This window comes from Thermoactinomyces sp. FSL K6-2592 (assembly GCF_038006465.1).
In the GTDB taxonomy this organism is placed as follows: Bacteria; Bacillota; Bacilli; order Thermoactinomycetales; family Thermoactinomycetaceae; genus Thermoactinomyces; species Thermoactinomyces vulgaris.
Genome location: NZ_JBBOVH010000001.1, coordinates 1,852,141 through 1,866,243 on the forward strand (window position 1 = coordinate 1,852,141; position 14,103 = coordinate 1,866,243).

The window sequence follows — 14,103 nt, forward strand, 5'->3', positions numbered from 1 at the left end:
CTTGCAATCCTTTCTTTTTTCACGCAAACTAATGGTAAACCATATCCATTTTTCAATGCATAAAGGAGTATTTTATGCTTTCAGTCAAACAACTTTACGGTGGATATGCCCGTCAACATCCGGTCATCAAAAATGTCAATTTTTCGGTGAAACCCGGTGAAATGGTGGGCCTCATCGGATTGAACGGCGCCGGAAAGAGCACCACCATCAAAAATATCCTGGGCCTTGTCACCCCTTTTTCCGGCACCGTCACCATCAACGGGCACACGTTGTCAGAAAATCCGAAATCGTTCCGGTCCCAACTCGCTTATATCCCGGAAACCCCGCAATTTTATGAAGAACTCACTTTATGGGAGCACCTGGAACTGACAGCCGGTGCTTATCAATTGTCTCGGGAAGAGTTTAAACAGCGCGCAGGGGCCTTGCTGGAACGTTTTCGGATGAACAAAGTGAAAAACTGGTTTCCGGACAATTTTTCCAAAGGAATGCAGCAAAAAATCATGATCTTGTGCGCTTTCTTGGTCCGCCCCCGTTTTTTGATCATTGACGAACCCTTTGTCGGGTTGGATCCGCTGGCCATCCGTTCTTTGCTCCAATTGTTGGAAGAAGAAAAAAAAGAGGGGATGGGCATTTTAATGTCCACACACATTTTGGAAACGGCCGAAAAACATTGTGAGCGCTTTGTATTGCTTCATGAAGGCGAAGTGCGCTTCTCCGGAACCTTGTCCGAGATGAACCGGCAGGCAGGAACCCGAAACAAGGCATTGGATGAATTGTTTATGTTGGCGATAGAAGGGAAGCGATCATGAATACCGGTAAACTTTTTTATGACCGAATGAAAAATTCCTGGTTGGCTGCCATGCAACGCATCCGGATGGTGGCCAGCGGCGGGGGGACGCCCCTTTTTCTGGGAATCTTATTCATTGCTGTGTATTTTGCTTACGAACAATTCCTGATCTGGCTGCCCCCCGATTTTCCGATCGAACTTTTGTTAACCCTTCCTTATGCCTTGCTCTTGACATCCAGCCGGATCCGCACATGGATTCAACCGGCGGATTCCGTTTTTCTTCTGCCTCTGGAAACCCGGATGAAGCCATATTTTCGGGCCGGATTGATCTACAGCACAGCCATCCATCTGATTCACCTGGCCATTTTCACCCTGCTGGTTTATCCGGTTTATCTCGCGGTTTGGAAAAGCCATGGGTTCTTTTTTGCCTCCTTTATCTTTTTTGCCGTCATCCAAGTGGCAAACATCTTCGCCGAATGGTGGCAAATGCGGTTAACCGTTTTGCTTCCCGTGCATCAAGTGCGTCTGGTGACCGGAATCCGCTTTCTTTTCAACGGCGGGGCCGCTTATGCTTTTTTGCATCAGCAGGGAATCCTCGCGTCAGGCATGCTCATCGGCCTTGTGCTTTTAGCCTTTGCCATTTACCGAAAGGCTCCCGCCTATCCCTATCCCTGGCGGTTGATGCAGAAAACGGAAACAAAAACGTTAGCCCGTTATCATTCGCTGGCCGGCCTGTTTATGGACATGCCGCGGCTCAAAACCCCTGTCAAGAAACGGACATGGCTGATCCGGCTCCTTCCCAGTTGGTCTTGGCAAAAAGCATCTTCTTATTTGTATTGGCGCACCTTTTTTCGGAAAAGCGAGCTGTTTTCCATTCAGATCCGCCTGCTCATCTGGGCCATGATCTTGATCGGGATCTTTCCAAACCGATGGGTGAGCGCGGGCGTCTATGTCGCCTGTGTCTGGATGTTCATCAAGCAATTGCCGCAATTGGCAGATCCGAAACAATACCCGGGCATTCGCCGGTTATATCCCCTCTCAGCCGCTCAATGGGCAAAAGGGTTGACGTTCATCGGATGGGTAAACCTGGGAATCCAAACCTTATGGATTGCGTTATTCGCTTGGGGGGTTGATGCATTGTCAACCCTGGAATGCTTGTTGTGGATCATCGCCGGTGCCTTGTTCAGCTCGGCGCTCAGTTTTCTTTATTTGCCCCGCCAAGGGGAACGTCTCATCAACTCCCGTTAAAAAAAAGGCTTGAGAATCATCTCAAGCCTTTTATTTTTGCAAGTTTTTAATATCCTGAATGATCCGGTCAGCGTCCGGCTTCAATCCGTCATAAAATTTCACGACTTTCCCGTTTTGGTCAATCAGATAAAATTGTGTCGGGTGATTGATCAAAAGCGGAACATCGGGGGACGGCCCTTCCTGCTGAGAGATGGAACCCTTAAAAGCCTCCCGGGTCAGCTTTTGGATCTCCTCCAGGGAATAACCGGTCAAAAAGTGCCATGAATTCAAATCGGCATGGTGCTTTTCGGCAAACTCCCGCAACTGTTCCGGTTGATCATGTTCCGGGTCCACCGTGAAAGATACGATTTCCGCTTCCACCCCGGCTTGTTTCAGAGCTTCTTGAACTTTGGACATGTTTGCTGTCATCGGCGGACAAACATTGGGACAACGCGTGAAGATAAGGTCGGCCAGCCATACTTTTCCCTTCAAATCATCCAACCCGACGGTTTCGTTGTTTTGATTGGTATATGTAAATGAAGGGACCCTCCAATTCAGATCGGACACATCATTATCGGATGCGGCACTTTGTCCGGTTTGGGTTTCTTCTGCCGGACGATCGCCGGCACTGCATCCGGCCAAAACGGCCAACATGCCGATCAAAATCAACGTAAGCCATTTTCCTGACTTCATCGGTCTCTCCTCCTTCCTCATGCAAAGCATAGCATAAATCCTTCCTGCAGAAAAAGAGCCGATGAAATACCGGCTCTTTTCCGACTCCGCTATGAATTGTTACTCATTCACCCGTTCTTTTTGCAATTCATCTTTCAGCATGTGAGCCACCCGCCAAATATCGCCGGCTCCCATGGTCATCACCAAATCGTTGGGCTTCAGATGTTGAACCAGATATTCAACCACTTCTTCTTTGGTGGCCAAAAACCGTGTATTGGCATTGCTGTTTTGCTTGATCAGTTCGGCCAAACGCTCGGCGGTGACGCCGGGAATCGGTTGCTCGCCGGGCGGTGCATAAATTGTATTGATGATCACTTCATCTGCATCGTAAAAAGCCTGGCTGAATTCATTCATCAATAAATGCGTGCGTGAATACCGCTGCGGCTGGAAGACCACAACCATCCGGCGGTCGAGCGCCTTTGCCCCTTTTAATGTGGCTTGGATTTCGGTCGGATGATGGGCATAATCATCCACAATCAAGATGTCTTGTTCTTCGCCAATCACTTGGAAGCGGCGTTTGGCTCCCTGAAAACGGAACAACGCTTTCACAATTTGCTCAAACGGCACCCCGGCTTCCAAGCAGACAATGACGGCCGCCAAAGCATTGGCCACATTGTGGCGTCCCGGGATGTTTAACAGCACATCCCCCAAAACTTCCTCCCCGCGCACAACGGTAAACTGAATCTGACGCAAATTTTCGCGGATGTTCACCGCCCGGTAATCCGCATCGCGTTCAATGGCATACGTGATGATACGGCCATTTACATCATCCGCCATTTCCCGGACATATCCATCGTCCCAAAACAGCACTGCCGCACCGTCCGGCCTTACCTGATTGAGGAAGGAACGGTACGCCTTTTTCAAGTTTTCAAAATCGCCGCCATAATTTTCAAGATGATCCGCTTCAATATTGGTCACGACAGCCAGATGCGGATAATACTCCAGGAAAGACCCGTCGCTTTCGTCCGCTTCGGCGACGACATAATCGCTCCGGCCGGCTTTGGCATTTCCTTTCAAGGCAACAATCTCTCCACCGATGATATAGGTCGGATCCACTCCGCACAATTCCAGCGTCTGGGCAACCATGGAGGAAGTGGTTGTTTTTCCATGAGCCCCTGCAACAGCGATCCCTTTTTTGTCATTTAAAAGGCGAGCCAACATTTGAGAACGGTGAAGCACTTCAATCCCTTGTTCTTTGGCCGCCACCCGTTCCACATTGTCCGGAGAAATGCTTGAAGAATAGACAACGATGTCCGCCCCGTGAACATGCTCAGCCGAGTGCCCGATCGAAACCTCGGCTCCGCGCTCCATCAGGTTTTTCACCAATGCGTTTTCGGCCACATCCGAACCGGACACCTGATAACCCAAGTCCAAAAGAACCCGTGCAATGGCACTCATGCCATATCCGCCAATTCCTACAAAGTGAACCCTTTTTTGACTATTCATCGTGAAATCACCAACCTTCATGTAAGTCCCTGTCTTCCCCCATGGTTCATCAATAACGGCCGCACTGCAGAAACCAAATACAGCGATCCGGCCACAATGCCTAAATCATCATCATCCAATTGGTTCAGGAATACGTGAAGTGCATCTTGTTCTCCTTGGACGGGCACCACATTTAAATCCGGATTGATTTCTTTCAACATGCGAGCCAGTTCCTCCGCCTCAAGGGAACGAGCATGCTCCTCAAGCGAGGTTGTCACAACAAAGTCAGCTGTTTGCGCAAGGTGCTCCAACATTTCCCTGACCGGTTTGTCTTTCATCATGGCAATCATAAAACCGATTCGGCGATAACGGGATCCATATTTTTTTATGGTTTGAACCAGCGCCTTGATCCCCTCTGTATTGTGAGCGCCGTCCAGTCGGATGTGCGGCTGGTCACCCGCTTTTTCCAACCGGCCCGGCCACGCTGTTTTTTTCAATCCGTTGATGTAATGCTCCGGCTCGATGACCGTTGCATAATTTTGGCGCAAAATTTCCAACGTCATCAATGCCGTTGCCGCATTTTGCAACTGATGATCCCCGGCCAGCGGGAGCGAAAGATTTTCCAGCTCGCGATACACATTTTGAAACGTGAATATTTGTTCATCCAGATCCTGATGATGTGCGATGACAGAAAAATCTTCATTATACATATATAATCGGGAATGTTTGTCTTTGGCAACACGTTTGATGACGGACAGTGCTTCTTCTTTTTCGCTGCCGCATATCACAGGCACTCCGGGTTTGATAATCCCCGCTTTTTCCGTTGCGATCTCTTCCAACGTTTCGCCCAGCCACTTTTTGTGGTCATAACCGATTTCGGTGATCACGGATACCAACGGGTACACCACATTGGTGGAGTCAAATCGTCCTCCCATCCCGGTTTCCCACACCACAAACCAAGGGCAGGCTTCTTTTGCAAAATAACATAATGATAACAAAGTCCAAAATTCAAAATGAGACGGGGCCCCCGGCCCTTCTTCCGCCATTTTTTCGATCAGCGGCTTTAATTCATTGACCCAGCGAACAAAAGAAGATTCATCCATCGGTTGTCCGTCGAATTGAATTCGTTCATGCCAAGAAAGGACATAAGGAGAAACATACATCCCCACCGAAAAACCGGCTTCTTTTAGTACCGATGCAATCATGGCAGCAGTTGAACCTTTCCCGTTGGTACCTGCAATATGAATAAATTTCAACCTACGTTCAGGATGATCCAACCGCTCCAGCATCCATTCCATGCGTTCCAGTCCCGGTTGAATGGTTTTGGCACATGTTTGTTCCATCCAAGCAAATACTTCTTGAGCTGTTTCGAATTGAGTCATTCTCCCTCAGCTTCTTTCCAAAACTATTTTAATTAATAAGAATACATTCACTTTGTCCATTTTGCCTGTTATCCGGCCATCCGTCAATATGAAACGGGGAGGGGAGAACCCTCCCCTTTGTCATCCTTCCATTTCCTTCAAACGGGCGAGCACTTTCTCTCGTTTTTCTTTATACTCTTCACCTTTTTTCCGTTCTTTCCCGACCACTTCAGCGGGTGCTTTGGAAACAAAGCCGGGGTTTGCCAGTTTTTTCTCCACTCTTTCCACTTCGGCATTTAATTTTTTCAATTCGGCTTTCAGACGGGCAATGGTTTGTTCCACATCCACCATTCCGGCAAGCGGCAAGAATATCTCGGCGCCGGTCACCACATCCGTCATGGATTTTTGCGGCCGTTTGAGACCGGAATCAATCGTTAACCGGTCGACACCGCACAATTTTTTAATCGCCGATTCGTGCTTCCGGATGGTTTCTTCCATGTCACCGTCCGGACGGATCAAAAGCTCGATTTGCCGTTTGGCCGGAACGTCCATTTCCGCCCGGATATTGCGCACCGACCGGATGATTTCAATCAACACCCGCATCTGCCGAACCGCTTGCGCGGATTCGAACTGTTCATCTTCCACCGGCCACGGGGCGATCATGATGCTTTCGCCTTTCACCGGCAAATGCTGCCAAATTTCTTCCGTGATGAACGGCATCATGGGATGCAACAATTTGAGGGATTGGTCCAGGACATGAACCAACACGGACCGGGTGACTTTTTTCGCTTCTTCATCTTCACCGTAAAGAGGAAGTTTGGCAAACTCGATATACCAATCGCAAAACTCATCCCAAATGAAGTTGTACAGCACCCGTCCCGCTTCTCCGAAATCAAAGCGGTTCAAGAGCCTGGTCACATCCCGGACCGTTTCGTTCAGGCGATGCAGGATCCACTGGTCGGCCGTTGAAAAGGGTCCTGCCAAGGAAAGATCTTCTTTTTCGACTCCCTCCAAGTGCATCAGGGCGAAACGGGAAGCATTCCAGATTTTGTTCGCAAAGTTTCTTGCCGCTTCCACGCGTTCAAAGCGGAAACGCTGATCATTTCCCGGGGTGCAACCGGTCGACAACATGTACCGCATGGCATCGGCACCGTATTGGTCGATCACTTCCATCGGATCGATCCCGTTTCCGAGCGACTTGGACATTTTCCGGCCTTCCGCATCCCGGACCAAGCCGGTGAACAGGACATTTTTAAACGGAATGTCATCGGTGAATTCCAGTGCCAAAAAGATCATGCGGGCAACCCAGAAGTAAATGATATCATATCCCGTCAATAAAACATCCGTCGGATAGTACCGTTTTAAGTCCGCGGTTTCTTCCGGCCACCCCAATGTGGAAAACGGCCAGAGTCCGGAACTGAACCAAGTATCCAGGACGTCTTCATCCTGCTTTAACTGATCGCTTCCGCAATGCGGGCAAGTCTTCGGTTCCTCACGGGCCACCGTCATCTCATCACATTGGCCGCAGTACCATGCCGGAATCCGGTGTCCCCACCACAGTTGCCGCGAAATGCACCAATCCCGCACATTTTCGATCCAGTTGAAATAGATCTTTTCAAAACGTTCCGGAACAAAACGGACGCCTTCTCCTTTTTTCTGGGCCTGAATCGCCCGCTCTGCGAGCGGCTTCATGGCCACAAACCATTGGGTGGAAAGATACGGTTCCACCACCGCGCCCGAACGTTCGCTGTGCCCGACCGAATGCACATGTTCTTCCACCCGGATCAGGTACCCTTCGTTCTCCAGATCTTTGACGACTTGTTTGCGGCAGTCAAACCGGTCCATGCCTTGGTACTTGCCGGCATTTTCGTTCATTTTCCCGGATTCATCCATCACCAAAATCCGTGGCAGTTCGTGGCGATTGCCCACTTCAAAGTCATTTGGGTCATGGGCCGGCGTGATTTTGACAACCCCGGTCCCAAATTCCTGATCCACATATTCATCGGCAATCACCGGAATTTTGCGTCCGGTAAGCGGCAGAACCACTTCCTTGCCGATCAAATGTTGGTAGCGCTCGTCATCCGGGTGAACCGCCAATGCCGTGTCCCCGAGCATCGTTTCCGGCCGGGTGGTGGCCACTTGCACCGATCCGGAACCGTCTGCCAGCGGATACCGGATGTGATACAAGGCGCCTTGCACCTCTTTGTGAATCACTTCAATGTCCGACAGGGCCGTCTTGGCAACCGGATCCCAGTTGATAATGTATTCCCCGCGGTAAATCAGGCCTTTTTCGTACAACTTGACAAACACTTCTTTGACCGCTTCCGAAAGCCCTTCATCCAGCGTAAAGCGCTCCCGGCTGTAGTCCAGCGACAACCCCATTTTCCGCCATTGATTGGCGATGTTTTTGGAATACTCATCCTTCCACCGCCATACAACGTCCAAAAACTTTTCCCGTCCCAGCTCATGGCGGCTGACTCCTTCTTCCCGGAGTTTCGCTTCCACACGGGATTGAGTGGCAATTCCCGCGTGATCCATCCCCGGCAACCACAATGCATCATATCCCTGCATCCGTTTAAAACGGATCAAAATATCTTGTAAGGTGTTGTTCAAGGCATGGCCGATGTGCAAATTCCCCGTTACGTTCGGCGGCGGAATCACAATGGTGAACGGTTCTTTATCCGGGTCTTCTCCCGCTTGAAAATACCCGCCTTTCATCCAATAATCATACCATTTGGATTCTGCCTGTTTCGGGTCATACGTTTTTGGCATCGTCGACATTTTATCAACCTCCTGCTCGCCTTTCTTCCGAAAATAAAAAAAACCTTCGCCAACAAAGGACGAAAGGTCTTTTCGCGGTACCACCTTTATTCACTAATTAAAAAATTAGTGCACTCTGACCAGATAACGGCTGGAACCGGGTTATCTTACACGGTTTCGTCAACCTTTCAGACAACCTGCTCAAGAGCGACGTTCAACGGTTAAATGCAGAAGAAACCTTTCAGCCAAGGGTTTCTCTCTCTGACTGCTTTAATCCGTCTACTCTTCTCCGTCTTCGCATTTCCCATTCACATCAGATATTGACTATTATATTACACGTTTTCCAACTTTGCGTCAAACTATACCCCATTTGAATAAAAAACGGCGATACCGCCGTTTCAAAAAGACAAATCCATGATTCCCTTTTATGAACGGACGCCAAACGTTTGTTTAATAAATTCATACATCGCCTGGGGATCAGCCAAAAAAGCCAAAAGCAACACTGTGCACAACAACAGGATACTGAGAAAAGTTAAGAACAACACACCTTTGTAAGTTTTTTTCACGATCATTTTAACTGCTCTCAAGTGAATAAACCCCTTCCTGTCAGCATCCGAAGTCTTTTCATTGTAACATATTCCTATTCTCCACATTTTGTACGTATCTGTCCAGCATCCGAAACAAATTCCTTCGCTTTTAAACGATTGTATCTTAAATCGGTCTTCCATGAGATGCAAATGACTGATAATAAGTTTATCATCAAAAGAGCGCTTGAATAGTGACAAAAAACAAAAAACCGGGAGATCCCGGATTTATTCTTCGTTTATCTGCGTATTTCTTTATTTGCCTTTCCTTTTTTTCTGTTCGTCCACAACCGGCGAACCAAAACCTTGTTTTTTTCATACCGGGCCATCTCTTTTTCCAAGCGTGAAACTGCTTCGGGCTCATCATTTAAAAGCTTGGGATCATGATAATAAATCCGGAGAGTCTTTAGAAGCCGTTCCGGATAGGACAAATATAATCCGAGCAGCTTTTTTTCCTTGGGCCGGAGGGGGCAAATCTCTTCATAGGCCTGAATCAGTGCCGAAGGCGAATTTTTCGGATCGGACGGATCACTGAGGCGTTCCACCGCCAGTGCCAGGTCACGCACCGGCGAATCCACCCCGGCATGGTCAAAATCAATAAAATAAAAGTTTTCTTGATCCGCGACAATGTTGCTTGGATGAATGCGGATGTGGCAAAGGGCGTAACGCGGGGGAGCACCATCTTCCGATTCCAGATAGCGCTTCATGCCCCGGATCGCAAACGAGAGCGATTGGTCCAGCTGTTTGAAGATTTGCTCTGCCGACTGATCAAAGGGGGACGGAAATTCCCTTGCGCGGATTTGTTCCTGGTAACTTTTCAAATCCCGCCGTTTCTCCTCCCACTCGTCGATCAACCGTTCGTCCGTTTTTCCCGCCAATTCCGGATAATCTTTCAAGACCGGCTCCGAAAAGCGATGCAAATGCGCCAATCCCATGACCACATCCTGTGCGGATACTTCGTCCGCCCCTTTTTCTTTCCACGGAACCGCATACCAACAGCTTGTACGGGTGCGTACGACGGGCTCACCTTCCGGGGTCAACTCCCAAGGCAACGTGTGCACAAACCCCTGATGGTTCATTTTTTCCAAAATCCGGTGAAGCAGCATCAATTTTTCATATGAGGCCCCCGATCTTTTCAGCCCCAATTCCCGGTCCGGCAACGTCACTTTGAAGACCCGCCCGTCTCCTTCCACCCGGACCGGTTGCCAACCATACTGGTCACAAGCCATTTTCCATTCATCATTACGGGTGAAATCCAATCCACATCCTCCTCTCCCCACTCCAAACGAATACCGAAAACCGGTTTGGAAATTCTTCATCGGCACAAGAAAATGAATTTCCCGGGCTTTTCGGGTTTTCTTGTTTTTTCCGGCACTAAGCTTCCCTTTTTTCGTGCGATTCGGTCGGTTTTACGGGGACTTGCAAGATTTGCCCGGGCTCCAGCCGGTCCGTTGTCAACCGGTTTTTATTCACAATCTCGTCGGCAGACACCTCGTACTTGCCAGCCACCTGGTCAATGGTCTCATCTTCTTGCACGATCACCATTTTGATCGGAACAAAATGTTCTTCCTTTCCATGAACCAACCAGCGGATCCACTCGGCCTTGCTCCGGGCTTCACCAGATTCATCCCTTTCTTCCCCGTCAGCAGAATCTTCCGTAGTGCCTTCCTCTTCGGCAAGAACCGATTCCGGTGTGTCATCTTCCTGTTTCGGCACCTCCACCTTCTCTTGGACAGGGTGTTCCTCTTCCGCTGTTTCAGCGGGGATCAAATCTTCCTCCGGTTTCAATTCCATTTGCTTGGATTTTTGTCTTTCATACCAGAAATCTTTGGGTGACAGTTTAATTTCCTGTACAACCTCTTTGCTTTCTTTCTCTTCCGGTTCTTTTTCCGGTTGTGCCAGCTCGTGCAAAGCCGGTTCCGAAACTTCTTTCGTCTCCTTTACTTCCTCCTTGGCTTTTTCTTCTCTTACATCCTCAGCCTTTCTTTCGCCGGTTTCACGGGCCGGTTCCTCTTCCTGTGCTTGCCGCTGTGCAACAGCCTCCGAAGGATCCTCCTCTTTCTCTGCCGCCTCCTTGTTCCCGTCTTCCCCGGCAATGGTTAAAGGTTGAGCCGTCGATCCGGAGAAAACCGGATATTTTTGCACATTTTCCCCGCTTTGCTCTTCTTCCTCATGGCTGCTTTCGGGAAGCAAACCGTCAATCATTAAAATCGCTTCAATCTTCAATTCAAATGGAGACAGGACTTCATAATCAAATGTCTCCACTTCCGCGGAAATCCGGGACTGCTCTGCCCTGTCGGCAGGAAGCGTGATTTCCACCGGAATCACATAAGCCAGTTCATTGGTTTCTTCCTCCACTCTCCTGTTATGTAAGGCCCCGCTTTCCTCTTCAGCGGTTTGTTCTTCCCCTACATAAACGCCGTTTAAACGCAAATAACCTTGGATTTTTAAATGTTGACCCTCGTCTTTTATCTCTACGTCCGGATATAAGTCCAGTTCCAGGAGGGTATCGATTCCCGGTTGTTGCGGATGTAAACGCACCTTCTCCGAAATGTCGAAGCGAAGCTGAGTGAATTGATCTTCCATTTGATTCCCTCCTTTTGAGGATTTTCTTCACCAAACGACATCACAGTGCCCGTCGTTTGGGATATTAGTAAACTATATGCAATTCCTTTCCGGTTATAACCGGTTCTTTTGGACAGGAGGTTGAAAAAACAAAAAAAGAGACGTCAATTCTTCTGCAACTGCCGTCTCTTCACGGTTCAATGTTTTTTCAAAAACAAAGGCTGCCGGAATGAGGCCGGCAGCCTTGGGATCATATTCATTTGGACAGTTTTTTCAGTGCACGCCGGTTTGCTTCGATGGTGCGCTCAATGTCCGATTCGCTGTGGGCCATCGAGACAAACATGCCCTCGAATTGGGAAGGCGCCAACAAAATCCCTTCTTCCAGCATGTTTTTGTAGTACGAAGCAAACAAACCGGTATCGGACGATTTGGCCTGTTCATAGCTGGTCACTTTTTCATCGGTAAAGAAGAGACAAACCATGGAACCGACCCGGTTGATATGATGCGGCACGCCGGCTTCTTCAGCATTTTGTTTCATTCCTTCTTCCAACATGGCCCCTTTCTTCTCCAGCTCCTCATAAGCTTGCGGGGTCATGGCTTCCAAGGTGGCCGTACCGGCTGCCATGGCCAACGGGTTTCCGGACAAAGTGCCGGCTTGGTAAACCGGGCCGACCGGAGCAATCATCTCCATGATCTCGCGTTTGCCGCCGAAAGCCCCCACCGGCAAACCGCCGCCGATCACTTTCCCCATGGTGGTCAGATCGGGCATGACGTTGTAACGTCCTTGGGCGGAGTAATAATCCACGCGGAAGCCGGTCATCACTTCGTCAAAAATCAGGACGGTTCCATATTGTTCGGTGATTTCCCGGATTCCTTCCAAAAAGCCGGGCTGAGGCGGAACCACGCCCATATTGCCCGCAACCGGTTCGACAATCACCGCGGCAATCTCTTCGCCGAATTTTTCAAAAGCCAGCCGGACACTGTCCAAATCATTATACGGAACGGTTAACGTCGATTGGGCCAAATCCATCGGAACACCGGGGCTGTCCGGAAGCCCGAGCGTGGCCACCCCGGAACCTGCTTTAATCAACAAACTGTCCGAGTGCCCGTGATAACTTCCTTCAAACTTCAAGATTTTCGTCCTTTTGGTATAAGCGCGTGCCAAGCGGATGGCGCTCATCGTGGCTTCGGTTCCGGAATTGACCATGCGCACGATATCCACGGAAGGCATCCGCTCGGTAACCATCTTGGCCATTTTCGTTTCCAGTTCCGTCGGCGCCCCGAAACTGGTTCCTTTTTCTGCCGTTTCTTTCACTTTCCTGACAACATCGGGATGGGCATGTCCCAAGATGAGCGGCCCCCAGGAACAAATATAGTCGATGTACCGGTTCCCGTCGACATCCGTCACCACGGAACCTTGCCCTTGTTCAATAAAAATCGGGTTCATATCCACCGATTTAAAAGCGCGAACCGGGCTGTTGACACCGCCTGGGATCACTTTCACCGCTTCCTGGTAGTCGGCAACGGATCGTTCAAAAGAAAGACGCATAACGGACCCACCTTTTTTCATGTTCTTGAGCGATATGTAAACGCGCTGTCTGTATTGTAACGCAAAACCCGCATCCGGCAAATCAACCAGCCGGATGGACCGGCTGGTTGAAACCCGGCATGCGAAAAATCATTCTTTCAGCCAACGGGCCAAATCTTTGGCATGATAAGTAATGATCAAATCCGCACCGGCACGTTTAAATGCCAGCATGCTTTCCATCACCACTTCTTTTTCATTGATCCAACCGTTGATGGCCGCCGCTTTGACCATGGAATACTCCCCGCTTACATTATAAGCCACCACCGGCAGATCAAAACGTTCACGAACCCGTTGCAGCACATCCAAATAAGCCAATCCCGGTTTTACAATGAGCAGATCGGCGCCTTCTGCCACGTCGGATGCGGCTTCACGCATAGCTTCCCGAATATTGGCCGGATCCATCTGGTAAGAACGCCGGTCCCCGAATCCCGGAGCCGATTGTGCCGCATCACGGAACGGTCCGTAGTAACCGGAAGCATACTTGACGGCATAGGACATGATTGGCACGTTTTCAAATCCGGCTTTGTCCAGCCCTTCACGAATGGCATAAACAAACCCGTCCATCATATTGGAAGGAGCAATCATATCCGCTCCCGCCTCGGCTTGCGAAACGGCCGTGGAAACCAACCGTTCCAGGGACGGATCGTTTAGCACCTGCCCGTTTTCCACCACTCCGCAATGGCCGTGGGAAGTATATTCACACAAGCAGGTATCTGCAATCACATACAGGGACGGGTATTCTTTTTTCAGATACCGGATCGCTTCCTGGACAATCCCGTGCTCATCATCAGCTTGAGATCCGCATTCATCCTTATGTGCCGGAATGCCAAAAACCAAAACCGAACGGATTCCAAGTTTCACCACTTCATCCATTTCCTCGTGAAGACGGTCCAAAGAATATTGATAAACGCCCGGCATGGAGGGGACTTCCTGTTTGATCCCCGTTCCTTCGATAACAAAAAACGGATAAATCAAATCATCGATTTTTAAATGTGTTTCTCTCACCAGAGACCGGATGTTTTCATTCATGCGCAAACGGCGATGACGAATAAATGAAGCCACTGATTTCATCCT

Annotated in this window: 11 protein-coding genes and 1 other annotated feature; of the genes, 2 read left to right on the forward strand and 9 right to left on the reverse strand. The window is 49.4% G+C overall.

Annotated elements, in window-relative coordinates; all coding sequences use genetic code 11:
• Positions 1 to 74 precede the first annotated feature (74 nt).
• A complete protein-coding gene (locus tag NYE37_RS09700; RefSeq protein WP_340711948.1) occupies positions 75 to 809 on the forward strand; it encodes an ABC transporter ATP-binding protein in 735 nt (244 codons plus the stop codon).
• Positions 806 to 2,035, forward strand: a complete 1,230-nt coding sequence (locus NYE37_RS09705; protein ID WP_037993520.1) for an ABC transporter permease — start codon at positions 806 to 808, stop codon at positions 2,033 to 2,035. The genes NYE37_RS09700 and NYE37_RS09705 overlap by 4 nt, the downstream gene beginning before the upstream one ends.
• Before the next feature lie 30 nt (positions 2,036 to 2,065).
• Here NYE37_RS09705 and NYE37_RS09710 read toward each other — a convergent pair whose 3' ends face one another.
• The 9 genes from NYE37_RS09710 to hemB all read right to left on the reverse strand — a co-directional run bounded on the left by NYE37_RS09710 (position 2,066) and on the right by hemB (position 14,100).
• Complete coding sequence (locus NYE37_RS09710; protein ID WP_037993522.1) at positions 2,066 to 2,707, reverse strand: SCO family protein; 642 nt, start codon at positions 2,705 to 2,707, stop codon at positions 2,066 to 2,068.
• 99 nt (positions 2,708 to 2,806) lie between these two features.
• Entirely contained in the window at positions 2,807 to 4,192 is a 1,386-nt protein-coding gene (gene murC, locus NYE37_RS09715; protein WP_037993770.1) for a UDP-N-acetylmuramate--L-alanine ligase, read from the reverse strand.
• 17 nt (positions 4,193 to 4,209) lie between these two features.
• Entirely contained in the window at positions 4,210 to 5,514 is a 1,305-nt protein-coding gene (locus NYE37_RS09720; RefSeq protein WP_165489752.1) for a bifunctional folylpolyglutamate synthase/dihydrofolate synthase, read from the reverse strand.
• A gap of 159 nt (positions 5,515 to 5,673) precedes the next feature.
• Positions 5,674 to 8,313, reverse strand: coding sequence for a valine--tRNA ligase (locus NYE37_RS09725; protein ID WP_049719900.1), 2,640 nt, complete (start codon positions 8,311 to 8,313; stop codon positions 5,674 to 5,676).
• A gap of 52 nt (positions 8,314 to 8,365) precedes the next feature.
• Positions 8,366 to 8,597 (reverse strand) — a binding site (T-box leader).
• A 120-nt stretch (positions 8,598 to 8,717) separates the two neighbouring features.
• Entirely contained in the window at positions 8,718 to 8,879 is a 162-nt protein-coding gene (locus NYE37_RS09730) for a hypothetical protein (protein ID WP_156097702.1), read from the reverse strand.
• A 236-nt stretch (positions 8,880 to 9,115) separates the two neighbouring features.
• On the reverse strand, positions 9,116 to 10,135 hold the full coding sequence (locus NYE37_RS09735; RefSeq protein WP_170151217.1) for a phosphotransferase: 1,020 nt from the start codon (positions 10,133 to 10,135) through the stop codon (positions 9,116 to 9,118).
• A 115-nt stretch (positions 10,136 to 10,250) separates the two neighbouring features.
• Positions 10,251 to 11,462: a LysM peptidoglycan-binding domain-containing protein gene (locus NYE37_RS09740; RefSeq protein ID WP_037993528.1), complete on the reverse strand. Its 1,212-nt coding sequence runs from the start codon at positions 11,460 to 11,462 to the stop codon at positions 10,251 to 10,253.
• A 235-nt stretch (positions 11,463 to 11,697) separates the two neighbouring features.
• Entirely contained in the window at positions 11,698 to 12,990 is a 1,293-nt protein-coding gene (hemL, locus tag NYE37_RS09745) for a glutamate-1-semialdehyde 2,1-aminomutase (protein ID WP_037993531.1), read from the reverse strand.
• Positions 12,991 to 13,119: 129 nt separating this feature from the next.
• A complete protein-coding gene (hemB, locus tag NYE37_RS09750) occupies positions 13,120 to 14,100 on the reverse strand; it encodes a porphobilinogen synthase (RefSeq protein WP_037993532.1) in 981 nt (326 codons plus the stop codon).
• Positions 14,101 to 14,103 lie beyond the last annotated feature (3 nt).

What these genes read in the sequence shown, in the direction of transcription:
- NYE37_RS09700 (WP_340711948.1), top strand. Translation starts at nt 75, where the DNA reads ATGCTTTCAGTCAAACAACTTTACGGTGGATATGCCCGTCAACATCCG.
- NYE37_RS09705 (WP_037993520.1), top strand. Translation starts at nt 806, where the DNA reads ATGAATACCGGTAAACTTTTTTATGACCGAATGAAAAATTCCTGGTTG.
- NYE37_RS09710 (WP_037993522.1), bottom strand. Translation starts at nt 2,707, where the DNA reads ATGAAGTCAGGAAAATGGCTTACGTTGATTTTGATCGGCATGTTGGCC.
- murC (WP_037993770.1), bottom strand. Translation starts at nt 4,192, where the DNA reads ATGAATAGTCAAAAAAGGGTTCACTTTGTAGGAATTGGCGGATATGGC.
- NYE37_RS09720 (WP_165489752.1), bottom strand. Translation starts at nt 5,514, where the DNA reads ATGGAACAAACATGTGCCAAAACCATTCAACCGGGACTGGAACGCATG.
- NYE37_RS09725 (WP_049719900.1), bottom strand. Translation starts at nt 8,313, where the DNA reads ATGTCGACGATGCCAAAAACGTATGACCCGAAACAGGCAGAATCCAAA.
- NYE37_RS09740 (WP_037993528.1), bottom strand. Translation starts at nt 11,462, where the DNA reads ATGGAAGATCAATTCACTCAGCTTCGCTTCGACATTTCGGAGAAGGTG.
- hemL (WP_037993531.1), bottom strand. Translation starts at nt 12,990, where the DNA reads ATGCGTCTTTCTTTTGAACGATCCGTTGCCGACTACCAGGAAGCGGTG.
- hemB (WP_037993532.1), bottom strand. Translation starts at nt 14,100, where the DNA reads ATGAAATCAGTGGCTTCATTTATTCGTCATCGCCGTTTGCGCATGAAT.